Annotated in this window: 23 protein-coding genes; 11 read left to right on the top strand and 12 right to left on the bottom strand. The window is 65.7% G+C overall.

The genetic code is table 11. The features are described 5' to 3' along the window. Nucleotides 1-41: 41 nt before the first annotated feature. Nucleotides 42-593: a hypoxanthine-guanine phosphoribosyltransferase gene (locus WJ542_RS06325; RefSeq protein WP_411188462.1), complete on the bottom strand. Its 552-nt coding sequence runs from the start codon at nucleotides 591-593 to the stop codon at nucleotides 42-44. Nucleotides 594-753: 160 nt separating this feature from the next. Next, nucleotides 754-2,121, bottom strand: coding sequence for a signal recognition particle protein (ffh, locus tag WJ542_RS06330; protein ID WP_411188463.1), 1,368 nt, complete (start codon nucleotides 2,119-2,121; stop codon nucleotides 754-756). Between the two features lie 85 nt (nucleotides 2,122-2,206). On the opposite strand from ffh, the gene WJ542_RS06335 reads away from it, so the two are divergent. The 7 genes from WJ542_RS06335 to WJ542_RS06365 all read left to right on the top strand — a co-directional run bounded on the left by WJ542_RS06335 (nucleotide 2,207) and on the right by WJ542_RS06365 (nucleotide 10,333). Then, on the top strand, nucleotides 2,207-3,142 hold the full coding sequence (locus WJ542_RS06335) for a cytochrome C assembly family protein (protein ID WP_411188464.1): 936 nt from the start codon (nucleotides 2,207-2,209) through the stop codon (nucleotides 3,140-3,142). Between the two features lie 53 nt (nucleotides 3,143-3,195). Then, the gene (locus WJ542_RS06340) at nucleotides 3,196-3,513 is read left to right on the top strand and encodes a PP0621 family protein (RefSeq protein WP_411188465.1); all 318 of its coding nucleotides are present in this window, start codon (nucleotides 3,196-3,198) and stop codon (nucleotides 3,511-3,513) included. Further along, nucleotides 3,510-4,139: a 1,6-anhydro-N-acetylmuramyl-L-alanine amidase AmpD gene (ampD, locus tag WJ542_RS06345; RefSeq protein WP_411188466.1), complete on the top strand. Its 630-nt coding sequence runs from the start codon at nucleotides 3,510-3,512 to the stop codon at nucleotides 4,137-4,139. Before WJ542_RS06340 ends, ampD begins: the two co-directional genes overlap by 4 nt. A gap of 549 nt (nucleotides 4,140-4,688) precedes the next feature. Continuing rightward, on the top strand, nucleotides 4,689-7,703 hold the full coding sequence (locus WJ542_RS06350) for a ribonucleoside-diphosphate reductase subunit alpha (RefSeq protein WP_411188467.1): 3,015 nt from the start codon (nucleotides 4,689-4,691) through the stop codon (nucleotides 7,701-7,703). Nucleotides 7,704-8,118: 415 nt separating this feature from the next. Beyond that, nucleotides 8,119-9,342, top strand: coding sequence for a ribonucleotide-diphosphate reductase subunit beta (locus tag WJ542_RS06355; protein WP_411188468.1), 1,224 nt, complete (start codon nucleotides 8,119-8,121; stop codon nucleotides 9,340-9,342). Between the two features lie 93 nt (nucleotides 9,343-9,435). After that, the gene (locus WJ542_RS06360) at nucleotides 9,436-9,762 is read left to right on the top strand and encodes a hypothetical protein (protein ID WP_411188469.1); all 327 of its coding nucleotides are present in this window, start codon (nucleotides 9,436-9,438) and stop codon (nucleotides 9,760-9,762) included. Between the two features lie 28 nt (nucleotides 9,763-9,790). After that, nucleotides 9,791-10,333 carry a histone H1-like DNA-binding protein gene (locus WJ542_RS06365; RefSeq protein WP_411188470.1) on the top strand — a complete coding sequence of 181 codons (543 nt, stop codon included), beginning with the start codon at nucleotides 9,791-9,793 and terminating at the stop codon, nucleotides 10,331-10,333. A 263-nt stretch (nucleotides 10,334-10,596) separates the two neighbouring features. Here WJ542_RS06365 and WJ542_RS06370 read toward each other — a convergent pair whose 3' ends face one another. The 10 genes from WJ542_RS06370 to WJ542_RS06415 form a co-directional block, all read right to left on the bottom strand. After that, on the bottom strand, nucleotides 10,597-11,073 hold the full coding sequence (locus tag WJ542_RS06370; RefSeq protein ID WP_411188471.1) for an outer membrane lipoprotein: 477 nt from the start codon (nucleotides 11,071-11,073) through the stop codon (nucleotides 10,597-10,599). 37 nt (nucleotides 11,074-11,110) lie between these two features. Next, nucleotides 11,111-12,052 (bottom strand): carbohydrate kinase family protein, encoded by a 942-nt coding sequence (locus WJ542_RS06375; protein WP_411188472.1) that lies wholly within the window; start codon nucleotides 12,050-12,052, stop codon nucleotides 11,111-11,113. Nucleotides 12,053-12,147: 95 nt separating this feature from the next. Continuing rightward, the gene (gene tpx, locus WJ542_RS06380; protein WP_027794365.1) at nucleotides 12,148-12,648 is read right to left on the bottom strand and encodes a thiol peroxidase; all 501 of its coding nucleotides are present in this window, start codon (nucleotides 12,646-12,648) and stop codon (nucleotides 12,148-12,150) included. 105 nt (nucleotides 12,649-12,753) lie between these two features. Beyond that, on the bottom strand, nucleotides 12,754-13,899 hold the full coding sequence (locus WJ542_RS06385) for a zinc-ribbon and DUF3426 domain-containing protein (protein ID WP_411188473.1): 1,146 nt from the start codon (nucleotides 13,897-13,899) through the stop codon (nucleotides 12,754-12,756). A 54-nt stretch (nucleotides 13,900-13,953) separates the two neighbouring features. Further along, complete coding sequence (gene prmA, locus WJ542_RS06390; RefSeq protein ID WP_411188474.1) at nucleotides 13,954-14,850, bottom strand: 50S ribosomal protein L11 methyltransferase; 897 nt, start codon at nucleotides 14,848-14,850, stop codon at nucleotides 13,954-13,956. Between the two features lie 3 nt (nucleotides 14,851-14,853). Beyond that, on the bottom strand, nucleotides 14,854-16,221 hold the full coding sequence (gene accC, locus WJ542_RS06395) for an acetyl-CoA carboxylase biotin carboxylase subunit (protein WP_411188475.1): 1,368 nt from the start codon (nucleotides 16,219-16,221) through the stop codon (nucleotides 14,854-14,856). 21 nt (nucleotides 16,222-16,242) lie between these two features. Then, nucleotides 16,243-16,707: an acetyl-CoA carboxylase biotin carboxyl carrier protein gene (gene accB, locus WJ542_RS06400; protein WP_411188476.1), complete on the bottom strand. Its 465-nt coding sequence runs from the start codon at nucleotides 16,705-16,707 to the stop codon at nucleotides 16,243-16,245. Nucleotides 16,708-16,820: 113 nt separating this feature from the next. Next, nucleotides 16,821-17,273 (bottom strand): type II 3-dehydroquinate dehydratase, encoded by a 453-nt coding sequence (aroQ, locus tag WJ542_RS06405; RefSeq protein ID WP_411188477.1) that lies wholly within the window; start codon nucleotides 17,271-17,273, stop codon nucleotides 16,821-16,823. A 193-nt stretch (nucleotides 17,274-17,466) separates the two neighbouring features. Further along, nucleotides 17,467-18,018 (bottom strand): TlpA family protein disulfide reductase, encoded by a 552-nt coding sequence (locus WJ542_RS06410; protein WP_411190491.1) that lies wholly within the window; start codon nucleotides 18,016-18,018, stop codon nucleotides 17,467-17,469. 51 nt (nucleotides 18,019-18,069) lie between these two features. After that, entirely contained in the window at nucleotides 18,070-18,717 is a 648-nt protein-coding gene (locus WJ542_RS06415; protein WP_411188478.1) for a UDP-N-acetylmuramate--alanine ligase, read from the bottom strand. A 210-nt stretch (nucleotides 18,718-18,927) separates the two neighbouring features. Between WJ542_RS06415 and mpl the strand changes: the two genes are divergently transcribed. From mpl to aroE, 4 genes are all read left to right on the top strand, one after another. Then, entirely contained in the window at nucleotides 18,928-20,319 is a 1,392-nt protein-coding gene (gene mpl, locus WJ542_RS06420; RefSeq protein ID WP_411188479.1) for a UDP-N-acetylmuramate:L-alanyl-gamma-D-glutamyl-meso-diaminopimelate ligase, read from the top strand. Then, the gene (locus tag WJ542_RS06425; RefSeq protein WP_411188480.1) at nucleotides 20,316-20,900 is read left to right on the top strand and encodes a YqiA/YcfP family alpha/beta fold hydrolase; all 585 of its coding nucleotides are present in this window, start codon (nucleotides 20,316-20,318) and stop codon (nucleotides 20,898-20,900) included. The genes mpl and WJ542_RS06425 overlap by 4 nt, the downstream gene beginning before the upstream one ends. A gap of 131 nt (nucleotides 20,901-21,031) precedes the next feature. After that, nucleotides 21,032-23,140, top strand: a complete 2,109-nt coding sequence (locus tag WJ542_RS06430) for a ribonuclease catalytic domain-containing protein (RefSeq protein ID WP_411188481.1) — start codon at nucleotides 21,032-21,034, stop codon at nucleotides 23,138-23,140. Continuing rightward, the gene (aroE, locus tag WJ542_RS06435; protein WP_411188482.1) at nucleotides 23,137-23,997 is read left to right on the top strand and encodes a shikimate dehydrogenase; all 861 of its coding nucleotides are present in this window, start codon (nucleotides 23,137-23,139) and stop codon (nucleotides 23,995-23,997) included. The genes WJ542_RS06430 and aroE overlap by 4 nt, the downstream gene beginning before the upstream one ends. The last annotated feature ends 5 nt before the right edge of the window (nucleotides 23,998-24,002 follow it).

Consider the following 24,002-nt stretch of genomic DNA (forward strand, 5'->3'; position numbering starts at 1 on the left):
CATGGTGCGTCCGCTCCCGCGTGAGCACGGGGCGACGCGATTCAGGCGCCTTCGGTCAGCGCGCGGATAGTGGGCAGGTTGCGCCAGTAGCCCTTCGCATCCATGCCGCAGCCGAACACATAGCGATCCGGCACCGAGAACCCGCAGAAGTCGGGGTGGAGCGGCTTCGCCTTCGGAATGATCTTTTCGCACAGCACGGCCGAGAGGAAGCGCTTCGCGCCCATCGCGAGGATGCGGTCGCGGATCGCGGCCATGGTCTCGCCCTCGTCGAGGATGTCGTCGAGCACGATCACGACCCGGTCTTTCACCGATTCGCGCGGCGCGACGCGCCATTGCATCTCGGCGCTGCCCTTGATGGCGTTGCGATAGCGGGTGAGGTGGATGTAGTCGAACTCGAGCGGGAAATCGAGGTGCGGCAGCAGCATGCCGGTAAACACGGCGGCGCCGCCCATCACCGACAGCACGAGTGGGAAGTCCTCGCGGATTTCGCTACGGATGGCTTCGGCCATCCGGCCGATCGACGCATTGACCTCGCCCTCTGAAACGATTTCTTCGGAGTGGCGGAAAATGTGGAGGGCTTCTTCGCGATTCATGACTCTGGCGGGACCGTAGCTGTAGCTGTGAAGTGTGGAAAATAACGTCGGCGCGCGCTACAGCATAAACCCGCGCATTCCAGCTTGCGCGCCGCGTTACGGGTGAGCCCCGGGAGCCCGGTCGCGGCACGGGAGCTGCGCCGCGACCGGGTCCGGCAAATCAGCGCATGCCGGGCATCATGCCCTTCATGCCGCGCATCATCTTTTGCAGGTTGCCGCCCTTCAGTTTCTTCATCATCGTGCGCATCTGCTCGTACTGGTTGAGCATGCGGTTCACTTCCTGCACCTGCACGCCCGCGCCGGCCGCGATGCGGCGCTTGCGCGTAGCCTTGATGAGGTCGGGTTTGGCGCGCTCGGTGGGGGTCATCGAGTTGATGATGCCCTCCATGCGGCGCAACTGCTTTTCGGCGACGCCCATGTCGGCGCCGGCGGCGGCCTGCTGGAACTGCGCGGGCAGCTTGTCCATGAGCGTTGAGAGGCCGCCCATCTTCTTCATCTGCGAGAGCTGCGCGCGGAAGTCGTTGAGGTCGAAGTCGCCGCCTTTCTTGACCTTGTCGGCGAGCTTCTGGGCGGCCTGCACGTCCACGCCGCGCTGCGCTTCCTCGACGAGCGCGAGAATGTCGCCCATGCCGAGGATCCGGTTCGCCATGCGGTCCGGGTGGAAGACTTCGAGGCCGTCGAGCTTTTCGGCCACGCCGACGAACTTGATCGGCTTGCCCGTGATGTGGCGCACGGAGAGCGCGGCGCCGCCGCGCGAATCGCCGTCGAGCTTGGTGAGCACGACGCCGGTGAGCGGCAGGGCGTCGTTGAACGCCTTGGCGGTATTGACGGCGTCCTGGCCGAGCATCGCGTCGACGACGAAGAGCGTTTCGGCCGGCTTGAGCGCCGCGTGCAAGGCGGCGATTTCCTGCATCATCGCCTCGTCGATACCGAGGCGGCCGGCCGTGTCGACGAGCAGCACGTCGTGATAGTGGCGCTTCGCCCAGTCCACGGCCGCGTTGGCGATATCGACGGGCTTCTGGTCGGGCTGCGACGGGAAGAAGTCGGCACCGACCTGCTCGGTCACCGTCTTCAACTGCGCGATAGCGGCCGGACGATAGACGTCGCAGGAAACGGTGAGCACCTTCTTCTTGTACTTCTCGCGCAGCAGTTTGGCGAGCTTGCCGACCGTGGTGGTCTTGCCCGCGCCCTGCAGACCGGCCATCAGGATCACGGCGGGCGGGGTGACGGCGAGATCGAGCTCGGCGGCCTTGCCTTCGTAGTCGCCGCCGATCACCGCGGTCAGTTCGCGCTGCACCACGCCGACGAGCGCCTGGCCCGGCGAGAGGCTGGCGATCACTTCCTCGCCCAGCGCCTTTTCCTTGACCTTGGCGATGAACTCGCGCACGACGGGCAGCGCGACGTCCGCCTCGAGCAGGGCAAGTCGCACCTCGCGCAGCATTTCCTGCGTGTTGGCCTCGGTCAGCCGGGCTTCGCCGCGCAGCGTCTTGACGACGCGCGCCATCCGTTGAGTGAGATTGTCGAGCATGGGGAGCGGTGAGCAGTGCGGCCCGGACCTTACGCGCGCGGGGTCAATCCGGCGCGCGCCAAGGGGCCTATAGTAAACTTCGAACATGGATATTGTACTGTATGCCCTCACCGTGCTCCTGTACGGCGGACTGTGCGCCGCCGACTGGCGCGCGCTGCGTCACGCCGGCATGGAGCCGCTGCTCGGCGGCGTGCCCGCGGTGCCGGTGGCGATGTCGGGTGCCGCGGCCACCGGCACCGCCCGCACGCGCAGCTTCGGGCCGCTCTCGCGCACGCTGCTCTTCGTCGCGCTCGCCGCGCACGGCGTGCTGCTGCACATGACGATCTTCCCCGCCCACGAGATGATCTTCGGCTTCGCGTTTGCGTTGTCGGCGATGTTCTGGCTCGGCGCGGGCATCTACTGGATCGAGAGCTTTTTCTTCCAGCTCGACGGGCTGCGTCTGTTGCTGCTGCCGCTCGCGGCCCTGGCGTCGCTCTTGCCGCTCGCGTTCGGCGGCGTGCGCGTGCTGCCGTATGCCGCCGCGCCAATGTTCAAGCTGCATTTCGTCATCGCCAACGTTGCCTACGGGCTCTTCGCGATCGCCGCGCTGCACGCCGTGCTGATGCTTGCCGTCGAGCGCCGCCTGCATGCGCTGCGCGGCGGCGGCTTCCAGCGCAATGCCGGCACGCGCGGTGGCGGCTGGCTCTCGAACTGGATCGAGACGCTGCCGCCGCTCCTCACCATGGAGACGCTGCTGTTCCGCCTGATCGGCGCGGGCTTCGTGCTGCTTACGCTCACGCTCGTCTCCGGCATCGTATTTAGCGAGCAGTTGATCGACCGGCCGCTCTCGCTCGATCACAAGACCGTGTTCGCGATCCTTTCGTGGCTCATGTTCGGCGCGCTGCTCACCGCGCGGAAGGTCTCGGGCTGGCGCGGCCGTGCCGCGCTTCGCTGGGTGATCGCGTCGTTCGTTGCGCTGCTGCTGGCCTATGTCGGCAGCCGGTTCGTCTTCGAGGTGCTGCTGCACCGCCCGGTTGTCTGAGTGCGTGTCGATTCCCGCGTTGAACCTCTGCGTTGGACCTCCGTGTTGAACCTATGAGACAGATTTTTTTCCTTATCCTGCTCTTCGTCGTCGGCCAGTGGCTCGTCAAGGCGCTGCGCCGTGCGCAGCCGCAGTCGCGCCCCGGCCAGCAGAACGGGCAGGGCGCGTGGCGTGCGCCGAACGGCGCGGGCGCCGCGAACGAGAGCGGCCGCGGCGGCACGCTGCCTGAGTTGATGGTCCGCTGCGCCGAGTGTGGCGTGCATGCGCCGCAGAGCGATTCGGTGACGATGGGCTCGCAGTCGTTCTGCAGCCACGAGCACGCGCGCGCCTATGCCGCGCGTCACGCGGGCCAGGACCGCGCGGCGCGATGAGCGCGGCGTCGCCGTCGTTCGAGGTGGACGCGCGGGGGTGGGTTCCAGCCGCGCGCCATCTGCAGTCTCCGAACTTCGAAGCGCGGCCCGCGGGCGCCGTGCCGACCCTCGTCGTGGTGCACAACATCAGCCTGCCGCCGGACACGTTCGGCGGCCCCGAGATCGCCGATCTCTTCCTCAACCGTCTCGATTGCGACGCGCATCCGTACTTCGATCGGCATCTGCGCGGCGTGCGTGTCTCGGCGCACTTCGTGATCCATCGCGACGGCGCGCTCGAGCAGTTCGTCTCCTGCGACGAGCGCGCGTGGCATGCGGGCGTCTCCGACTTCTTCGGCCGCGAGCGGTGCAACGATTTTTCGATTGGCATCGAGCTCGAAGGCAGCGACACCGCCGCGTTCGAACCTGCGCAATATGCGACGCTCGCGGCGCTGGTGAAGGCGCTTGCCGCGCACTATCCGGTCGAGGCGCTCGCGGGCCACTCCGACATTGCACCGGGCCGCAAGACCGATCCCGGTCCGTATTTCGACTGGGCGCGGCTGCAGCGCGAGACGCAACTCGGCGATACGTACTTCCCCTATCGTCGTCCGGCGCAAAACGAGCCAAACAAGCAAAACGCGGCGTCGTGACGCGCAGCGAGCGTGTCCGGAACACGGCGTTTTGCCCACCATTTGAGCACGCCCCGCGCCTGCGGCGCGCGTGTTCCCGGGCCCGAAGCAGACCATTCGAACGTGTGTCCGGCGGCAACGCCCGCGCTGTCGGGGCTTACGCCTTGTCAAGATGGAACCAGTAAAAAAAGGCGTTTGACCACCCGGCAAGTTCCACTATACTTTGTACCTGAAACAGAGCTTTACACCATATGTTGTGTCGTACTGCGGCGCCCCGCTCGAAAAGCACGGCGCCGCGCGTGTTCCCGGCATAGGGAAAAGAACTTTGTGCGGTGCATCCGGCCAAGAGAACCGGCGCACCGGCTGTAATCGAGAAAGAAGGTACAGCCAATGATCGCGGCATCCACGATGAAGACCGGCGTCCCGTTTGTCCCATCAGCCTTGCCGCATCCGGCAGCCTCGCCAGGCTGGCTTTTTTTCTCCGCAATATCGTCCGCGCACACGGGGGCGCGGCGTCCGTTTTAATCCGCGAATACGCTTCGCACACTTCCAGGACCAGGAGCTTTGCACATGCAAACGACCGATAACGTCTCGACCCGGTATGAAGGCGCGCCTGCCGCGCACGCACTGGGCGGCCAGCCGCAAGCGGGCCAGACGAACGCGACGCAGTTCGCCGACTACAAGGTGATCCGCCGCAACGGCAGCGTGGTGTCGTTCGAGCCTTCGAAGATCGCGATCGCGCTGACGAAGGCGTTTCTGGCGGTCAACGGCGGGCAGGGCGCGGCGTCGGCACGCGTGCGCGAACTCGTCGAGCAGCTCACGCAGAGCGTCGTGCGCGCGCTCGTGCGCAGCCGGCCGAACGGCGGCACGTTCCATATCGAAGACATCCAGGATCACGTCGAGCTCGCGCTGATGCGCGGCGGCGAGCACAACGTGGCGCGCGCCTACGTGCTCTACCGCGAGAAGCGCAACCAGGAGCGCGGCGTCGCCCAGGAAGCCGCGGCGCCGGCCGCGCCGGGCCTGAACGTCACCGATAACGGCGTGACCCGTCCGCTCGACCTGAACGCGCTGCGCGCGCTGATCGTTTCGGCGTGCGACGGTCTTGGCGATGCCGTGATCCCCGATCCGATCGTGGCGGAAACGGTGAAGAACCTCTACGACGGCGTGCCGATGTCGCAGGTCTACGACTCGGCCATTCTTGCCGCGCGCACGATGATCGAAAAGGATCCGGCGTACAGCCAGGTCACGTCGCGTCTCCTGCTGCACACGATCCGTCGCGAAATTCTCGAAGAGGAAGTGACGCAGGCCGAAATGGCCCAGCGTTACGCCGAGTATTTCCCGCAGTTCATCAAGCGCGGCATCGAAGCCGGCCTGCTCGACGACAAGCTCCAGCAGTTCGACCTGAAGCGCCTCGGCAACGCGCTCGACGCGAACCGCGACCTGCAGTTCGGCTATCTCGGCCTGCAGACGCTCTACGACCGCTACTTCCTGCACGTGCACGGCACGCGTATCGAAATGCCGCAGGCATTCTTCATGCGCGTCGCGATGGGCCTCTCGCTCAACGAGATCGACCGTGAAGCGCGTGCGATCGAGTTCTACAACGTGCTCTCGACGTTCGACTTCATGTCGTCCACGCCCACGCTGTTCAACTCGGGCACGCATCGCTCGCAGCTCTCGTCGTGCTACCTGACGACGGTTGCCGACGACCTCGACGGCATCTACGAAGCGCTCAAGGACAACGCGCTGCTCTCGAAGTTTGCGGGCGGCCTCGGCAACGACTGGACGCGCGTGCGCGCGCTCGGCTCGCACATCAAGGGCACCAACGGCAAGTCGCAGGGCGTTGTGCCGTTCCTGAAGGTGGTGAACGACACGGCCGTGGCCGTGAACCAGGGCGGCAAGCGCAAGGGCGCGGTCTGCGCGTACCTCGAATCGTGGCACCTCGACATCGAAGAGTTCCTCGAACTGCGCAAGAACACCGGCGACGACCGCCGCCGCACCCACGACATGAACACGGCGAACTGGATTCCCGACCTGTTCATGAAACGCGTGATGGAAGGCGGGGACTGGACGCTCTTCTCGCCGTCCACCTGCCCGGACCTGCACGACAAGTTCGGCGCCGAGTTCGAGCAGGCTTACACGGCTTACGAAGACAAGGTCGCGCGCGGCGAGATCAAGCTCTTCAAGAAGATGCCGGCCGCCCAGCTGTGGCGCAAGATGCTCGGCATGCTGTTCGAGACGGGCCACCCCTGGATCACGTTCAAGGATCCGTGCAACGTGCGCTCGCCGCAGCAGCACGTGGGCGTCGTCCACTCGTCGAACCTGTGCACGGAAATCACGCTGAACACGAGCGACACCGAAATCGCCGTCTGCAACCTGGGCTCGGTGAACCTCGTCGCGCACATGGTCAAGCAGGCCGACGGCAGCTACGCGCTCGACCACGACAAGCTCAAGCGCACCGTCAGCGTGGCGATGCGCATGCTCGACAATGTCATCGACATCAACTACTACGCGGTGTCGAAGGCGCGTAACTCGAACCTGAAGCACCGTCCGGTGGGCATGGGCATCATGGCGTTCCAGGACTGCCTGCACCTCCTGCGCACGCCGTTTGCTTCCCAGGAAGCGGTGGAGTTCGCCGATCGCTCGATGGAAGCCGTCTGCTACTACGCGTACTGGGCGTCGACGGAGCTCGCGCAAGAGCGCGGCCGCTACTCGACCTACCGCGGCTCGCTGTGGGACCGCGGCATCCTCCCGCAGGACACGCTCAAGCTGCTGGCCGAACAGCGCGGCGGCTACGTCGAAGTCGATTCGAGCGAGTCGATGGACTGGACCTCGCTGCGCGAACGCATTGCCACGCACGGCATGCGCAACTCGAACTGCATCGCGATCGCGCCGACCGCGACCATCTCGAACATCATCGGCGTCTCGCCTTGCATCGAGCCGACGTTCCAGAACCTCTACGTGAAGTCGAACCTCTCGGGCGAATTCACGGTGGTGAACGACTACCTCGTGCGCGACCTGAAGGAACGCGGCCTGTGGGACGAAGTGATGGTCGCCGACCTGAAGTACTTCGACGGCATGCTCTCGCGCATCGACCGCATCCCGGCCGATCTGCGCGCGGTGTACGCGACGGCGTTCGAAGTCGACCCGACGTGGCTCGTCGAAGCGGCTTCGCGCCGCCAGAAGTGGATCGACCAGGCGCAGTCGCTGAATATCTTCATGGCGGGCGCATCGGGCAAGAAGCTCGACGAGATCTACAAGCTCGCCTGGATCCGCGGCCTGAAGACCACGTACTACCTGCGCACGATGGCGGCCACGCACGTCGAGAAGTCGACGGTCGCGCATGGCGCGCTGAATGCCGTGCCGACTAACGGCGATGGCGGCAGCGGTGCCGGTGGTGCCGGTGGTGCGTTCAGTGGCGGCGCGGGCTTCGGTGCGTCTGGCGGCAACGCGGGTTCGACGGTGCTGCAATCGGCACCGGCCACGGCGGCTGAAGCGGTGGCTGCCTCCGCACCGGAAGCCGAGGGGCCCGTGTGCATGATGCGTCCGGGCGACCCGGGCTTCGAAGAGTGCGAAGCCTGCCAGTGACGTGCGGCCGTAGTCGTCACTAGTAAACAGTAGTGCAGGGCGGCGCGTGCGATGCGCGTCGCCTGTTTCGAATCCCGTCTGTCGCATCGCGCGCGACGGATTCTCACCGACACGCAGGGCAGCCATGCCGCGATTCATACAAGAGGCTGGCGAGCAAGGCATCAGGAATCCCTGGCGTCTTCGCCGATGTACTCGGGACACGCAGCACGCAACGCAAATGCGGCTCACTCGAATCAAGTAACGACCTTCGAATGCGTCGTCATCGCATCGCTCATACGACGTGATCGACTCGCTGCAATCACAAAGTGTTGTATGCACGTCGCAACGCGATTCGAAAAAAGGAATTTTCGTGTGCGAACCCTTTTATCGCTCACGAAAAGATGGTACAAACCGATCTAAATTGATGGTGACATTTATGCTCAACTGGGATGACGAGAACACGGCCGTAACTCCGTCGAGCGGTGCGCAGCAAAACACGATGCGCAACCCCGCGGGATTCGCCGTCTCGAACGCCGACGTGCAGTTCGGTCAGCGTTTTGCTCCTCAGGTTTCCACGGCGGAGAACATCTTCTCCAGCGACTTCGCGGTTGCCCCGCCGCCGGCTGCGCCGGTGTCGTCCGAAGCGCGCGTGAATGTCGCCGACAAACGCATCATCAACGGCCAGACCGACGTCAATCAGCTGGTCCCGTTCAAGTACAAGTGGGCCTGGGAGAAATACCTGTCCGGTTGCGCGAACCACTGGATGCCGCAGGAAATCAACATGTCCCGCGACATCGCCCTGTGGAAGGATCCGAACGGCCTGACCGAGGACGAGCGCCGCATCGTCAAGCGCAACCTCGGCTTCTTCGTGACCGCCGACTCCCTCGCCGCGAACAACATCGTGCTGGGCACCTACCGCCACATCACGGCCCCCGAATGCCGCCAGTTCCTGCTGCGCCAGGCGTTCGAGGAGGCGATCCACACGCACGCCTACCAGTACATCGTCGAATCGCTGGGTCTGGACGAAAGCGAGATCTTCAACGCGTACCACGAGGTCAAGTCGATCCGCGACAAGGACGAGTTCCTGATCCCGTTCATCCAGACGCTGACCGATCCCGCCTTCAAGACAGGCACGACCGAAGCCGACCAGACGCTGCTCAGGTCGCTGATCGTGTTCGCCTGCATCATGGAAGGCCTGTTCTTCTATGTCGGCTTCACGCAGATTCTCGCGCTGGGCCGCCAGAACAAGATGACCGGCGCAGCGGAGCAATACCAGTACATCCTGCGCGACGAGTCCATGCACTGTAACTTCGGCATCGACCTCATCAACCAGATCAAGCTCGAGAACCCGCACCTGTGGACTCCCACATTCCGTGCGGAGATCGCTGATCTGTTCCGCAAGGCCGTGGACCTCGAATACCGTTACGCCGAAGACACCATGCCGCGCGGCGTGTTGGGTCTGAACGCGGCGATGTTCAAGAGCTATTTGCGCTTCATCTGCAACCGTCGTTGCCAGCAGATCGGACTCGATCCGCTGTTCCCGAACGAAGAGAACCCGTTCCCGTGGATGAGCGAGATGATCGACTTGAAGAAGGAGCGTAACTTCTTCGAGACGCGCGTAATCGAATATCAGACGGGCGGTGCGTTGTCCTGGGAGTGAGCCGGGCGCACTGCGGATCAAGTCTTTTGGGGTTGCCGGCCGCGCCACGCGATGCGCGAGTGCCGGCTGGATGATTAGGAGCAGGAACGCCTGATGCAAAGCCTGGCCGGAGCCTTGGCGGCTCATCGATATGACCGGCACTTTGCGAACCCTTCAGAGGGATGGGCAAACTTCCCCCCGGAAAAAGGCGCGGGCCCCACGCATCGTGGCCCCCGCGCCCTCAACGAACGTTGGCCGGTGTCGGTATCCGACGCCGGGTTGACCTGGCGCGCTGTGCCCGAAGGCACGGCGCGCCTTACCGCATTCATTAGCGTAAGCGCGCGGGATCAGCGTACGCCGATGAATAGCCCGCTTCGTAGCGTGCGCCCTGAGAAGCGTTTGCGGGAAGCGGGTTTTGACGAAGGGTGTTGTTTGAACTGACTCTCATCTGAACTTGAAGGAGAAGAAAATGGCACTTGCCAAGAAGAAACCGGCGGCGAAGAAGGCCGCAGTGAAGAAGGCTGCACCGGCCAAGAAGGCTGCTGCGAAGAAGGTTGCAGTCAAGAAGGTCGCAGCGAAGAAAGTCGCCGTGAAGAAGGTTGCTGCGAAGAAGGCAGCACCGGCGAAGAAGGCCGCAGCGAAGAAGGTTGCAGCCAAGAAGGTCGCGGTGAAGAAGGTTGCTGCGAAGAAGGCAGCACCGGCGAAGAAGGCCGCGGCGAAGAAGGTTGCAGCCCGCAAGGTCGCGGTGAAGAAGGTTGCCGCGAAGAAGGCCGCACCGGCGAAGAAGGCTGCCGCGAAGAAGGCCGCGCCTGCGAAGAAGGCTGCCGCGAAGAAGGCGCCTGCGAAGAAGGCTGCCGCGAAGAAGGCTGCCAAGAAAGCGCCTGCGAAGAAGGCTGCCGCTGCCGCGCCTGCTGCCCCCGCTGCTGCACAACCGGCCGCGCCGGCAGCAACGGTGAAGACGGCGCTGAACCCGGCTGCAGCATGGCCGTTCCCGACCGGCAGCCGTCCGTAATACGCAGTACCAGGCGAGGCGCGCGGCGTGCGTGCCTCGCAGTTCGGCCAGCCTCGAGGCAATTTCGAGGTCCGAACGTGATCCCGTCGGCGGGCTTGCCCGTGGCGGGATTTTTTTCGTCTTGCCCTTGGGGCCTGCCTCCGTCCTGTTTGCTCGCTGGTCAGGCGCGGCGCATGAAAAAAGGCGCATGCACAGGGGAGCGCATGCGCCTGAGGTTCCGCTTATGGCGCGAGGCGCCGCCGCGGTACAGGGGAAAACCGGCTTTAGTGGGTGACCCGGGTCACGCCACCGCTTGAGAGCAGGCGCACGCGGTCGCCTGCGTTGAAGACCTCGCCCGTGGCGCTTTGTGTGATCGCACGCAGGTCGCCGTTGTCGAGCTGCACCGTGATCTCGAGGCCATCGCGCATCGCGACGCCGTTCTCGATCGCGTTGCCGGCCACGGCGCCCGCAATGCCGCCGATGATGCCCGTCACGATCGAACCCGTTCCGCCGCCGATCTGGCTACCCGCCACGGCGCCCAGCGCGCCGCCGCCGATGGCGCCAAGTCCGCTAGGCTGCCCGTTGTTGGAACTGATCTTCACTGCGCGTACGCTCTCGACTGTGCCCATGCGGACCGTTTGCTCGCGCTGCGCCTGCGACGCCGTGTAGACGTCGGCGGAACTGCTGTTATATGCGCAGCCCGACATCGCGAGCGAACCCGCGATCGCGGCTGCCGCAATCAGACAACTTGTTATTTTCATTCCCGTAGCTCCCAAAGGCCCCCCGTCGGGCCTCGGCTCATTTCGGCAGCTCGTACCCGAACGCTGCCTTGAACCGTTCATTGATTTGCACCCGCGTGGGCGCGTAGTTCTGCGGACCCTGGTGTTCGATCTTGAGCGCGCCCATCAGGCTTGCGAGCCGCCCGGTGGTTGCCCAGTCGAGGCCGTTCTCGATGCCATAGAGCAGGCCGCCGCGGAACGCGTCGCCGCAACCGGTCGGATCCAGCACACGTTCGGCCTGCACCGCAGGAATTTCTTCGATGCTGCCGCTGTGATAGATCTGCGATCCGTGCTCGCCGCGCGTGACGATCAGCGCGTCGACCTTGCTGGCGATCTCGTCGAACGACCAGCCGGTGCGATGGCTGACAAGATTGGCTTCGTAGTCGTTGACCGCGACATAGGTCGCAAGTTCAATCGCACGGCGCAGCGAAGCGCCGTCGAAGAGCGGCAGGCCCTGGCCCGGATCGAAAACGAAGGGCGTGCCGGCGCTGGCGAACTGTTCGACGTGCTGGACCATGCCGTCGAAGCCGTCCGGTGCGACGATGCCGAGCTTGATGCCGGGCGCTTCGTCGGCGCGGTTCAGGTGCGACTGCATCATCGCGCCCGGGTGGAATGCCGTGATCTGGTTGTTTTCGAAGTCCGTCGTGATCATCGCCTGCGCCGACCAGGTGTCGGGCAGCACGCGCACGTGCGCCTTCGAGAGGCCTAGCGTGTCGAGGCGCTCGATATAGGGCTGGGCGTCGGCGCCGCCGAGCGTTGCCATGATGCGCGCGTCGCCGCCGAGCAGATGCAGTGCGTAGGCGATGTTGCCGGCGCAGCCGCCGAACTCGCGGCGCATCGTCGGCACGAGGAAGCTCACGTTCAGGATATGCACCTGCTCCGGCAGGATGTGCTCCCGAAAGCGACCCTCGAAGGTCATGATGTTGTCGTAGGCGAGCGAGCCGCAGATCAGCGTAGCCAAGGCTGGGTTCCTGTAATGCGTAAAGTAAGAAGCGGGAAAAAGCGGGAGAGAAGCAGGAAAGACAGGCGCGCGCCGCAGCGCGCGCGAACGCCGGATTACTTCAGGGCTGCGAGGGCAGCGTCGTAGTTCGGTTCGTTCTTGATTTCGCCCACGCGCTCGGCGTAGACGACATTGTCGTTCGCGTCGAGCACGACCACCGCGCGCGCGGTGAGGCCGGCGAGCGGGCCGCTCGTCACGTCCACGCCGTAGGCCTGGGCGAAGTCATGGCCGCGGAACGTCGAGGCCGTGACGACGTTTTCGATGCCTTCGGTCGAGCAGAAGCGCGAAGCGGCGAACGGCAGGTCGCCCGAGACGACCACGACGACCGTGTTGTCGAGCTTGCCGGCGCTTTCATTGAACTTGCGCGTCGAGGTGGCGCAGACCGGCGTGTCGAGGCTCGGGACGATGTTCAGCACCTTGCGCTTGCCGGCGAAGTCGGCGAGCGAGACGGGCTTCAGATCCTTGCCGACGAGCGAGAACGCCGGCGCCTTCTGGCCGACCGACGGAAACGTGCCTGCGACGTCGATCGGGTTACCACCCAGCGTAACTTGACTCATGATGTGCTCTCCGGGAATTCATAGTGTGGTGAGAGGCGCGTCCGGTCATCCGGACACAGGGAACGCGCGGGCCGCCCGCAGACGGCGCCGCAAACGAAACGGGCATCAAGGATAGAAGATCTCGATGCGGAAGTTCGACGCAACCACGCTGCCGGTATCGAGCCGCACGATCATCGTCTGCGTGGTGCGCGCGGGCAGGCCGGCGTCGACGCGCGTGCCGGGCGGGACATAGTCCTGCGGCCACAGCACGCGGCGCACGACCACGTTGTTCTGGCGGTCGAGCAGTGTGAGCTCGATGGCCGGGTACGCGAGCGCCACGCTGAAATGATTGCGTAGCGGCACCTTCAGTTCGAGATGGTGAGGATCGTCGACCTGGCGCAGATCGGACGGCTCTACCTGCAGGCCGTCGATGTCGCGCGGCGGCTGCACGCGGCAGCCGAGCTGCTCGCAGGCCTCTACGTAGAGCGGCTGCGAGCCGGGCCAGTAGACCATCACGGTTTCGCGCAGCCACCACGCGAGCTGGGCACCCAGCAAAGCCAGCAGCACGATCGCGAGCAAGCCCCCCAGGATGCGCCAGCCGGTGCGGCGCGGCGCTCGCGCGGGCGCTTCCCGCGTCACGGCGAAGGGCTCGGCGCCGTCGTTCGGCGAGAGCGCGCCAAACGCGGGCGCGGCTGCCGCTGCGGCAGGACTGCGCGAGAACACCGGTTCGGGATCGTTCACCGCAGCGGCCGAAGCTTCGTTCGCCGAAAGGGTGGGCTCGGTGAGGTCGGGTTCGACGCGGCGCCATTGAGCGGCTGGCTCGTCACGCGTGGAAGGTGCCGCGAGCGTGGGCTCGTCGTAGTGCCCGGCATCCGACTCGACGCCGGGCGTGACCGCGGGCGCTGCCCCGGCGCGCGGCAGGTGGTCGGCGTTGTATTGCAGGCCAGGGTCGATGCGACTGTCGGCACGCGGTGCCCACGGATCCCATGCGCTGGCCGAGAAATCGGGTGCGACCGGTGCTGCCGAGGCGTGTGAGGGAAAGTCGGGCGGAGCGGCAGAGGGCGCGGGTGCGAACAGGCCCGCTGCGATATCGGCGCCGACAGGCACGGCGCTTGCGAAATCGCCGCCCTCGGCCAGTTCGAACAGGCTGCCCGACGCGTCGAACGTTTCCCTGCAATGACCGCAGCGCACGAGGCCGCGGCGCGCGGCAAGCTGCGCGGGCTGAACACGGAAGACGGTTTCGCAGAAAGGGCAGCGCGTTGCCAGGAGCATGTGGGCCGGGACCGGGAGGTTGGCGATACCCGCCATTCTACTGGCAATCCGCGGCTAGCCGCGCCGCGTACCCGCGAGGCAGACCCAGCCTTCGTGCTCGCGCCATACCGCGATGTCGATCCAGCGTTCGTACACCCGGGCGACTTCCTCGGCCTGGCGCGCGAGGATGCCCGAGAGCGCCAGGCGCCCGCCCGGCTTCACGCGCGAAGAGAGCATCGAGGCCATCAGCTTGAGCGGATTCGAGAGGATGTTCGCGACGACGATGTCGAACTCGCCCGGAGGGCAGTCGTCCGGCAGGCCATAGGTGACATCGGCATGATTGCGCGCGCTGTTATGGCGTGCCGATTCGACGGCCTGCGGGTCGATGTCGATGCCGATCACGGGGGCGGCGCCGCACTTCTTCGCGAGGATCGCGAGGATGCCCGAGCCGCAGCCATAGTCGAGCAGAGAAAGACCCGGCTTCACGTGCTCTTCGAGCCATTCCATGCACAGGCGCGTGGTGGGGTGGCTGCCGGTGCCGAAGGCGAGACCGGGGTCGAGTTCGAGCACGAGCGCGTCGGGATCGGGCGCGTCGTGCCACGACGGCACGACCCAGATGCGTTTGCCGATCGGGATCGGCTCGAACTGGGATTGTGTGAGGCGCACCCAATCCTGTTCCTCGACTTCGCGCAGCGAGAACTTCGGCGTCTCGGCGAGGCCGAGTTCGTTCGAAGCGGCCGCGAGCAGCACGGCCGGATCCTGGTCGTCGCCGATCAGCGCAATCACGCGCGAATGCTGCCACGCGGTGCGCTCGGGCGTGAGCCCGGGCTCGCCGAAGAGCGGCTGCTCGTCGGGCGTGTCGGCGTCGGCGTCTTCCACCGACACCGACAGCGCGCCGAGCTCGATCAGCGCGTCGGAGAGTTCTTCCGCGCGGTCTCGTTCAAGCTCGACGATCAGTTCCCGATAGCTCATGAATTACGCTTCGTCCTTCTTTACAGCCTGACGTTCGGCCAGACGGCTTTCGAGGTAGTGAATGCTCGTGCCGCCTTCGACGAACTTCGCGTCGAGCATCAGCTCGCGGTGCAGCGGAATGTTGGTCGAAATGCCTTCCACCACCATTTCCGAGAGCGCGATGCGCATGCGCTGAATCGCCTGCTCGCGCGTCGCGCCGTAGGTGATCAGCTTGCCGATCATCGAATCGTAGTTCGGCGGCACGAAATAGCCGTTGTAGGCGTGCGAGTCGACGCGCACGCCAGGACCGCCCGGCATGTGCCACGACGTGAGGCGCCCCGGCGACGGCGTGAACTTGAACGGATCTTCGGCGTTGATACGGCACTCGATCGCGTGGCCCTTCAACTGGATATCGCGCTGGCGGAACGAGAGCTTCTCGCCGGCCGCAATGCGGATCTGTTCCTGCACGATGTCAATGCCGGTGATCAGCTCCGTGACCGGATGCTCGACCTGCACGCGCGTGTTCATCTCGATGAAGTAGAACTCGCCGTTCTCATACAGGAATTCGAACGTGCCCGCGCCGAGGTAGCCCATCTTCTTGCAGGCGTCGGCGCAGCGGTCGCCGATGCGGTCGAGCAGGCGGCGCGCGATGCCCGGCGCCGGCGCTTCTTCGATCACCTTCTGGTGGCGGCGCTGCATCGAGCAGTCGCGCTCGCCGAGCCACACGGCGTTCTTGAACGAGTCCGCGAGCACCTGAATCTCGATGTGGCGCGGGTTCTCGAGGTACTTCTCCATGTAGACCTGCGGGTTGCCGAAGGCGCGGCCCGCTTCTTCCCTGGTCATGTTGACCGCGTTCACGAGCGCCGCTTCCGTGTGCACCACGCGCATGCCGCGACCGCCGCCGCCGCCTGAAGCCTTGATGATGACGGGGTAGCCGATCGTGCGCGCGATCTTCACGATTTCTTTCGGATCGTCGGGCAGTGCGCCTTCCGAGCCCGGCACGCACGGCACGCCGGTCTTGATCATCGTCTGCTTCGCCGTGACCTTGTCGCCCATCATGCGGATCGTTTCCGGGCGCGGGCCGATGAACGTAAAGCCCGATTGCTCGACGCGCTCGGCGAAGTCCGCGTTTTCGGAGAGGAAGCCGTAGCCGGGGTGGATCGCCTCGGCGTCGGTGACCTCGGCCGCGCTGATGAGCGCCGGCATGTTGAGGTAGCTCAGGTTCGACGGAGCCGGGCCGATGCAGACCGCCTCGTCGGCGAGCTTCACGTACTTGGCTTCCTTGTCGGCTTCCGAATAGACGACGACCGTCTTGACGCCGAGCTCGCGGCAGGCGCGCTGGATACGGAGCGCGATTTCGCCGCGATTGGCAATGAGGATTTTTTCAAACATGGTGGGTATGCGCCCCCGGCCTTAGGCGATCACGTACAGCGGCTGACCGTATTCGACGGCCTGGCCGTTGTCGACGAGGATCTCCTTGACCACGCCGGCCACGTCCGACTCGATTTCGTTGAGCAGCTTCATCGCTTCGATGATGCACAGCGTCTGGCCTTCCTTGACCGTGTCGCCGACCTGGACGAACGGATCGGCGCCCGGCGACGGTGCGCGGTAGAACGTGCCGACCATCGGCGAGGTCACGACGTGGCCTTGCGGAACGGCCGGTGCGGCAGCGGCGGGGGCGGCCGCTTCGGGGGCGTGGCCGGACGCCGCGAGCGGAGCCATGGCCGGGGCGGCGTACTGGGCCGGCGCCGGCTGCACGTAAACCGGTGGCGCATTCTTGACGATACGCACCTTGCCTTCGCCCTCAGTGACTTCGAGTTCCGAGATACCCGATTCGGAGACGAGGTCGATCAGAGTCTTCAGCTTACGTAGATCCATGGTGCAGCCCCTTTGAATACGTGAGGTGCCGGGGCGCGAGCCCCGGCACGGGATTGGTGTTGTCTGTCTTGCTGTCCGAATGCGTCGGCTGGCTCACCCGCGCGATCCGCGAATCAGCCGCGCTTGCCGGCGGCGAGCCGGTCGAGCGCGTATTCGAGGGCGTACAGATAGCCCTTCCAGCCGAGGCCGCAGATGACGCCCTCGGCCTGGTCGGAGAAATACGAGTGATGCCGAAAGGTCTCGCGGCGATGCACGTTGGACAGGTGAATCTCGACGAACGGAATGCCGACGCCAGCCAGTGCGTCCCGGATCGCCACGCTGGTATGCGTGTATGCCGCCGGGTTGATCAGGATGAAGTCGGTTTGCTCGGCACGGGCGGCCTGGATGCGGTCGACGAGGGCGCCTTCGTGATTGCTCTGGAAGGTCGCCAGATCGACGCCTGCGTCCGCGGCGCGGTCGGCCAGCGCCTGATCGATCTGCGGGAGCGTCACGCGCCCATACACCTCGGGTTCCCGGGTGCCGAGAAGATTGAGGTTGGGGCCGTGCAGAACCAGCAGTCGCGTCATGGTCGCTTCATTTCCGTGGAGTTGCGCGAACTTTATCGCCGATTAGAGAAATTTGTCTAGTTTTCCGAGCGGGTGATATGACCCTGACTCTGCCCGAAACCCGGCGGAATCGTGGATCTTCCGTCAAAAGCTGTAAATTCTGCGACAAAAATAGCAATACGGGTGTTAAGTTCCGGTCAAATATTCCACGGCGTCAAAGTGCGTCAAGGGTTCGGCGAAGCTCGTCCGGCTTGATTTGGCCTAATTTTGTCGCGCGTACGTTGCCGTTCGCATCGATTACGACCGTGTAAGGCAGGCCGCCGGCCGTGTTGCCGAACGCGCGGGCAACGTCGGCGCCGCCGAAGCCGGCGACATAGACGGGGTAGTCCACGTGCACTTTCTGGAGGAAGGTCTTGATGTTCGCGCTCGAATCGACGCCAAGGCCGACGAACTGGATGCCCTTCTTCGCGTACTCGCGCTGCAGCGCCGAGAGTTCCGGCATCTCCTCGACGCACGGACCGCACCACGAAGCCCAGAAGTTCACCACGATCGGCCGGCCCTTGTAGAGCGCGAGCGACTGGGGCTTGCCGTCGGGCGTCGTGACGGCCGCCGTCCAGAGCTGGCCGACGGCGTCCTGCTTGCCCGAGACCGACGCCGCATCGGCCGTGCCGGTATCGCCGCCGTTGGCCCAATGTCCCGCCAGAATGCCGCCGCCGGCGGCCACCGCCGCTACTGCGAGGCCGGCCAGAATCCGCTTCGTGTTCATCGCTGCGCTTTTCAGTTGATCGTGCTGGTTGAATGAAGGGTGAAACATGGCTCAGGAAGCCGCACCGCCGCTTTCGTCGCTTTGGTCGATCAAGGCCCGCAGTGCCTGCGCATTCGCGCGTGCGAGGCGCCCGCGCGCGTCGGCACGCACGGCGCCGCGCAAGTCGTCGGTATCGTAGAGCGCGACGTGGATGCCTACCGGCTCCCCGTCACGCGAAGCCTTGTAGATGAAGCTCAATGTTTCCACGTAACCGCGCGCGGCGAAGTGGCGGGTCTCCGATACGTCGTACTGCACATTCGCATTCAGGAACCAGATGGCGACGTCTTTGGGGTTGTCGCAAAAGATCTGCAAATGGATGTCGGAGTGCTCGCCCGCCGTGCCGTTGAGCACCGCACCCGTCACGAACGGGTTGAAGGCTTCGAGCCGCTTCATCCAGTCGAGCGCGATCTCGCGCAGGTGCCGCAGCACCGCCGGCTGGCTTTCTCCCTGAAACAGGGCCTGATACTCGCGGATCTCTTCTTCGATCTGGTCGTTATCGGGCAGCCAGGTGCCTTCGATGCGCGTTTCCCCCACGACCTGCCGTGCTGCCTTGCGCTTGGCCGTTGCGTAGTCGAGGCCATCCTCGGCGATCATCCGTGCTGCCGCGATGGCGATTTCCTCGCGCACGCGTTGCGGATCGAAATGTGATCTGCGAACCATCCTCGAATCATACTAGAGAATGTCCCCGGGCCTTCGCGGTGCAAGGCGCCGGGCCCGGGCCCTTGCGCCGAAAACGCGCGGGGCGCCTCGGGTACAATATCGCTCTTTGCTTCGGCGGCGCACGCCGCCGTCTTCGCGCCTCCCGATTCCGGCAACCCCCCGGCAACCCCGATAACCCGTTTTCCGGCGCCCATGCGGCGCGCAAGGCTTATGCACATCCATATCCTCGGCATCTGCGGTACGTTCATGGGCGGTCTCGCCGTGCTCGCGCGCAGCGCGGGCCACACCGTGACCGGCTGCGACGCGGGGGTGTACCCGCCGATGAGCACCCAGCTCGAAGCGCAGGGCATCCGCCTGATCGAGGGCTACGACGCGAGCCAGGTCGAACTGAATCCCGATCTCTATGTGATCGGCAACGTCGTCTCGCGCGGCAATCCGCTGATGGAGGAGATCCTCGATCGCGGCCTGCCGTATACGTCCGGGCCGCAGTGGCTGGGCGAGCATGTGCTGCGCGACAAGTGGGTGCTCGCGGTGGCGGGCACGCACGGCAAGACCACCACGAGCTCGATGCTCACGTGGCTGCTGGAGGACGCCGGCCTGAATCCCGGTTTTCTGATCGGCGGGGTGCCGCTCAATTTCGGCGTGTCGGCGCGGCTCACCGATTCGAGCTTCTTCGTGATCGAAGCCGACGAGTACGACACGGCCTTCTTCGACAAACGCTCGAAGTTCGTCCACTACCGGCCGCGCACGGCCGTGCTGAACAACCTCGAATACGATCACGCCGATATCTTTCCCGATCTCGCCGCCATCGAGACGCAGTTCCATCACCTCGTGCGCACGATCCCCGGTGTCGGCCGCATCGTGACGAACGGGCGCTCGGACGCGCTCGAACGCGTGCTCACGCGCGGCGTATGGAGCGAAGTCGAGCGCTTTGGCGTGGCGGGCGGCTGGCAGGCGCTGCCGGCCGAGGACGGCGTGCCCGTCGACGAGCGTTTCGCGGTTTATCACAGCAGCGAGCGCGTGGGCGTGGTGGACTGGCAGATTCAGGGCGAGCACAACCGTCAGAACGCGCTCGCGGCGATTGCGGCCGCGCGCAGTGTCGGCGTGCCGCCTGCGCAGGCCGCCCAGTCGCTTTCGGGTTTTCGCAACGTGAAGCGCCGCATGGAAGTGCGCGGCAGCGTGGACGGCGTGACCGTCTACGACGATTTCGCGCATCATCCCACCGCGGTCGAGACGACGATCGCCGGCCTGCGTACGCGTGTAGGACGCGACAACACCCGCATCCTCGCCGTACTGGAGCCGCGCTCGAACACGATGAAGCTCGGCGTGATGAAGGCCCAGTTGCCCGCGAGTCTCGCCGACGCCGATCTCGTGTTCGGCTATGGTGCGCAGGCCGGCAAGGACGCGCTCGGCTGGGATCTCGCGGGCGCGCTGGCGCCGCTTGGCGAGAAGGCGCATGCGTTCCACGACCTCGACGCCTTGGTGAACGCGGTGGTGGCCGCCGCCCGCCCCGGCGACCAGGTGCTCGTCATGAGCAACGGCGGCTTCGGTGGCGTGCATCAGAAGTTGCTGGACGCGCTCTCGGCACGGAGTGCCGCGTGATCGTCTATCTGCACGGCTTTCGCTCGTCGCCGCAGTCGTTCAAGGCGCGGCTGCTCGCGGCGCGCCTCGACGTTCTGGGGCGTGCCGGCGAATGGCTCTGCCCGACGCTTCCGGTCTCGCCGCTTGCGGCGATCGCACTGGCCGAGCACGAAATCGGCGAGCGAGCCGGGCGTTTGCAGCCGGACGAGCGCGTCACGCTGATCGGCAGTTCGCTCGGCGGCTATTTCGCGACGCATCTCGCCGAAAAGCACGGCTGGCGCGCCGTGCTGCTCAATCCGGCCGTGGTGCCGGACCGCGATCTCTCGAAGTATCTGGGCGAGCAGCCGCTCTGGCATGGCGGCGGCAACATCGTCGTCGAACCGCGCCATCTGGACGAGTTGCGCACGCTGGCGGTCGCGCACGTGACGCGTCCCGAGCGCTACTGGCTGATAGCCGCCACCGGCGACGAGGTGCTCGACTATCGCGAAATGCTCGCGCACTACGCGGGCGTGCCCACGCGGCTGATCGAGGGCAGCGACCACGGCATCAGCGAATTCGCCGACTATGTCGACGACGTGATCGCATGGTGCGATACGCCCTGACGCAGGGGTTCATCTTCGGGCTGACCCGTTAGCAGGCATCGCGCCGCGCGCGCGAACGTCTATATGTATACAGCAGTACCGTCACGCCACACGGTTTTGGCGGTCGAAGCAAGTCTGAACGAGAGTATTGAGTGAACGTTTTCTTTGAGGAATCGGGCAGTTTCAAGGCCGGCAGCGTGCTGGCGCGCCAGGGTGATGCGTTTCAGGTCGAGTTGCCCGGCGGCCGCCGCGCGAAGGTGCGCGCGAAGGACGTGCTGATCGAGTTCGAGAAGCCCACCGCCGCAGATCTGATGGAACAGGCGGATGCGGCCGCGCAGGAGATCGACCTCGGTTTCCTGTGGGAATGCGCGCCTGCCGACGAATTTGCGTTTACGGCGCTCGCCGCCGAGTATTTCGGCGAGGCCTCGGGCCCCGTCGAACGGGCTTCGCTCGTGCTCTGCCTGCATGGCTCGCCCGTTTATTTCCGCCGCAAAGGGCGCGGCCAGTACCAGCGCGCTCCCGAAGAGCAGTTGAAGATGGCGCTCGCGTCGCTTGAACGCAAGCGCCAGCAGGCGCTCGTGCAGGCCGGCTACGAGGAAGAGCTGAAGGCGGGCAAGCTGCCGGAGGCGTTCCAGGGCAAGGCGCTGGGCCTCCTCACGAAGCCCGACAAGAATACGATCGAGTACAAGGCGCTCGAAGCCGCGGCGGCGGCGCGCGGCATTTCGATGCCGCGCCTGATGCTCGAATGCGGCGGCATTGCGTCGCCGCGCGCGCTGCACGAGGCTCGCTTTCTCGCCGAGTTCTTTCCGCACGGCACCGGTTTCCCGCCCGTGCAGGTGGGCTCGCTGCCCGACGATCTGCCCGAGGCGCACGTCGAGGCGTTCTCGATCGACGACGTCACGACCACCGAAATCGACGACGCGTTCTCGATCGAGCCTCTCGCCGACGGCCGCGTGCGCATTGGTATCCACATCGCCGCGCCGGCGCTCGGCATCCAGCGCGGCGACATGGCGGACACGATCGCGCGCACGCGTCTTTCGACGGTCTACATGCCCGGCGACAAGATCACGATGATGCCCGACGACTTCGTCGATGCGTTCACGCTCAAGGAAGGCGGACTGCGTCCGGCGCTCTCGCTCTACAGCATCGTGAACCGCGAGACGCAGGAGATCGTCGCGAGCGAAACGCGCGCCGAGCGCGTGTTCGTGAAGAACAACCTGCGCCACAACACGCTCGACGAACTCGTCACGGAAGAAACGCTTGCGGCCGGTACGGGCGAGTATCCGCACAAGGACGACATCGCCGTGCTGTGGCCGTTCGCGCAGGCGCTCTTCGAAAAGCGCCAGCAGGCGCGGGCCGGCTATGGCCTGCGCCGCGAGGTGCAGCGCAACACCGACTTCAACTTCTACGTGGACGGCGAGCATGTCACGATCACGCCGCGCCGCCGCGGCTCGCCGCTCGACATGATCGTGGCGGAGCTGGCGATTCTGGCGAACTCGACGTGGGGCGCGTTCCTGCACGACCACGGCGTGCCGGGCATCTATCGCTCGCAGCGCGCGTTCGGCGCGCCGAGCGGCCCGAAGCGCACGCGCATGCAGACCTCGGCCGCGCCGCACGAAGGGCTGGGCGTTTCGCAGTATGCGTGGAGCACTTCGCCGCTGCGTCGCTATGTCGACCTCGTGAACCAGTGGCAACTGCTCGCTTGCGTGGAGCATGGCGTGACGGCGAAGCTCGCCGCGCCGTTCAAGCCCAAGGACGCCGACCTGTTCGCCGTCGTGCAGGGCTTCGACGAGACCTACACCGCCTACGCCGATCATCAGCGCCGCATGGAGTACTTCTGGTGCCTGCGCTGGCTCCAGCAGGAAAACCGCCGCGAGTTCGCCGCAACCGTTATCAAGGACGACCTCGTGCGCTTCGAGGAAGTGCCGCTCATCATGCACGTGCCCGCGCTCGGCGTGCATGCGCGCGGCACGCGCGTGCTGCTCGAAGTGATGTCGATCGACGAGCTGACCATCGAGGCTTCGGTGCGCATGCTGCGCGTGCTCGATGCGCCGGTCGTGACGAGCGGCGCCGAAGCGGAGGAGAGCGAGGACGAAGAGGTGATCGAGTCCGCTGACCCGTCGGCGGAAAGCGAAGCCGAGGCGCTGGCCGAATCGGATGCGCCTGCCGCGGAGGGCGAGTCCGAAGCGAGCGGCGATCCGGACGGCGAAACGCCCCAGCAAGCGCCGGGCGTGCAGCATGCGGCGGAGACCGGCGAATGAGCACGGTTTCCGCTCAGGTCGATCGTTACGCGGTGGTCGGCAACCCGATCGCACATAGCAAGTCGCCGTTCATCCATGCGCAGTTCGCGCAGCAGACCGGCGAGCGTGTCGAATATGGGCGGCTGCTCGCGCCGCTCGATGGCTTCGTTGCCGAGGTGAGCGCGTTCAACGCGGCCGGTGGCCGGGGCCTCAACGTGACGGTGCCGTTCAAGCTCGAAGCGTACGCGCTCGCGCAGCGGCTCTCTCCGCGCGCGGCGGCGGCGGGTGCGGTGAACACGCTGCGCTTCGACGCCGACGGCATCTTCGGCGATAACACCGACGGCTTCGGCCTCGTGCGCGATATCGAGTCGAATCTCGGCGTCGCGCTGAAGGGCGCGCGCGTGCTGCTGCTCGGCGCGGGCGGGGCGGCGCGCGGCGTCGTGCTGCCGATGCTCGAACGCGGCCCGCGCGAGATCACCATCGTGAACCGCACGGCCGCGAAGGCGCATGAGCTGGTCGAGCAATTCGCGCCGGCTGCTGCCGAGGCGGGATGCGTCATCCAGGGCGGCGGCCCGCAGACGGTCGAACCGACGCCCTATGACGTGATCGTCAACGCGACGGCGGGCAGCCTCGACGCCTCGCTGCCCGAATGCGACGAGCGCGCGTTCGGCACGGGCACGCTCGCCTACGACATGATGTACGGCGCGCAGCCCACGGTGTTCATGCGTCACGCCCAGACGCTCGGCGCACGCGCGGCGGACGGGCTTGGCATGCTGGTCGAGCAGGCCGCGGAATCGTTCTACGTGTGGCGCGGCGTGCGCCCCGACAGCGCGCCGGTGCTGGCCGCGCTGCGCGCGCAGCTCGCGGCGCAGGCCTGACACCC

Source organism: Paraburkholderia yinzeri, assembly GCF_046581065.1.
GTDB lineage: Bacteria > Pseudomonadota > Gammaproteobacteria > Burkholderiales > Burkholderiaceae > Paraburkholderia.

Bases quoted from the DNA above. Each gene is read 5' to 3' on its own strand.
- WJ542_RS06325 (WP_411188462.1), bottom strand. From the start codon at position 593: ATGAATCGCGAAGAAGCCCTCCACATTTTCCGCCACTCCGAAGAAATC.
- ffh (WP_411188463.1), bottom strand. From the start codon at position 2,121: ATGCTCGACAATCTCACTCAACGGATGGCGCGCGTCGTCAAGACGCTG.
- WJ542_RS06335 (WP_411188464.1), top strand. From the start codon at position 2,207: ATGGATATTGTACTGTATGCCCTCACCGTGCTCCTGTACGGCGGACTG.
- WJ542_RS06340 (WP_411188465.1), top strand. From the start codon at position 3,196: ATGAGACAGATTTTTTTCCTTATCCTGCTCTTCGTCGTCGGCCAGTGG.
- ampD (WP_411188466.1), top strand. From the start codon at position 3,510: ATGAGCGCGGCGTCGCCGTCGTTCGAGGTGGACGCGCGGGGGTGGGTT.
- WJ542_RS06350 (WP_411188467.1), top strand. From the start codon at position 4,689: ATGCAAACGACCGATAACGTCTCGACCCGGTATGAAGGCGCGCCTGCC.
- WJ542_RS06355 (WP_411188468.1), top strand. From the start codon at position 8,119: ATGCTCAACTGGGATGACGAGAACACGGCCGTAACTCCGTCGAGCGGT.
- WJ542_RS06360 (WP_411188469.1), top strand. From the start codon at position 9,436: ATGCAAAGCCTGGCCGGAGCCTTGGCGGCTCATCGATATGACCGGCAC.
- WJ542_RS06365 (WP_411188470.1), top strand. From the start codon at position 9,791: ATGGCACTTGCCAAGAAGAAACCGGCGGCGAAGAAGGCCGCAGTGAAG.
- WJ542_RS06370 (WP_411188471.1), bottom strand. From the start codon at position 11,073: ATGAAAATAACAAGTTGTCTGATTGCGGCAGCCGCGATCGCGGGTTCG.
- tpx (WP_027794365.1), bottom strand. From the start codon at position 12,648: ATGAGTCAAGTTACGCTGGGTGGTAACCCGATCGACGTCGCAGGCACG.
- WJ542_RS06385 (WP_411188473.1), bottom strand. From the start codon at position 13,899: ATGCTCCTGGCAACGCGCTGCCCTTTCTGCGAAACCGTCTTCCGTGTT.
- prmA (WP_411188474.1), bottom strand. From the start codon at position 14,850: ATGAGCTATCGGGAACTGATCGTCGAGCTTGAACGAGACCGCGCGGAA.
- accC (WP_411188475.1), bottom strand. From the start codon at position 16,221: ATGTTTGAAAAAATCCTCATTGCCAATCGCGGCGAAATCGCGCTCCGT.
- accB (WP_411188476.1), bottom strand. From the start codon at position 16,707: ATGGATCTACGTAAGCTGAAGACTCTGATCGACCTCGTCTCCGAATCG.
- aroQ (WP_411188477.1), bottom strand. From the start codon at position 17,273: ATGACGCGACTGCTGGTTCTGCACGGCCCCAACCTCAATCTTCTCGGC.
- WJ542_RS06410 (WP_411190491.1), bottom strand. From the start codon at position 18,018: ATGAACACGAAGCGGATTCTGGCCGGCCTCGCAGTAGCGGCGGTGGCC.
- WJ542_RS06415 (WP_411188478.1), bottom strand. From the start codon at position 18,717: ATGGTTCGCAGATCACATTTCGATCCGCAACGCGTGCGCGAGGAAATC.
- mpl (WP_411188479.1), top strand. From the start codon at position 18,928: ATGCACATCCATATCCTCGGCATCTGCGGTACGTTCATGGGCGGTCTC.
- aroE (WP_411188482.1), top strand. From the start codon at position 23,137: ATGAGCACGGTTTCCGCTCAGGTCGATCGTTACGCGGTGGTCGGCAAC.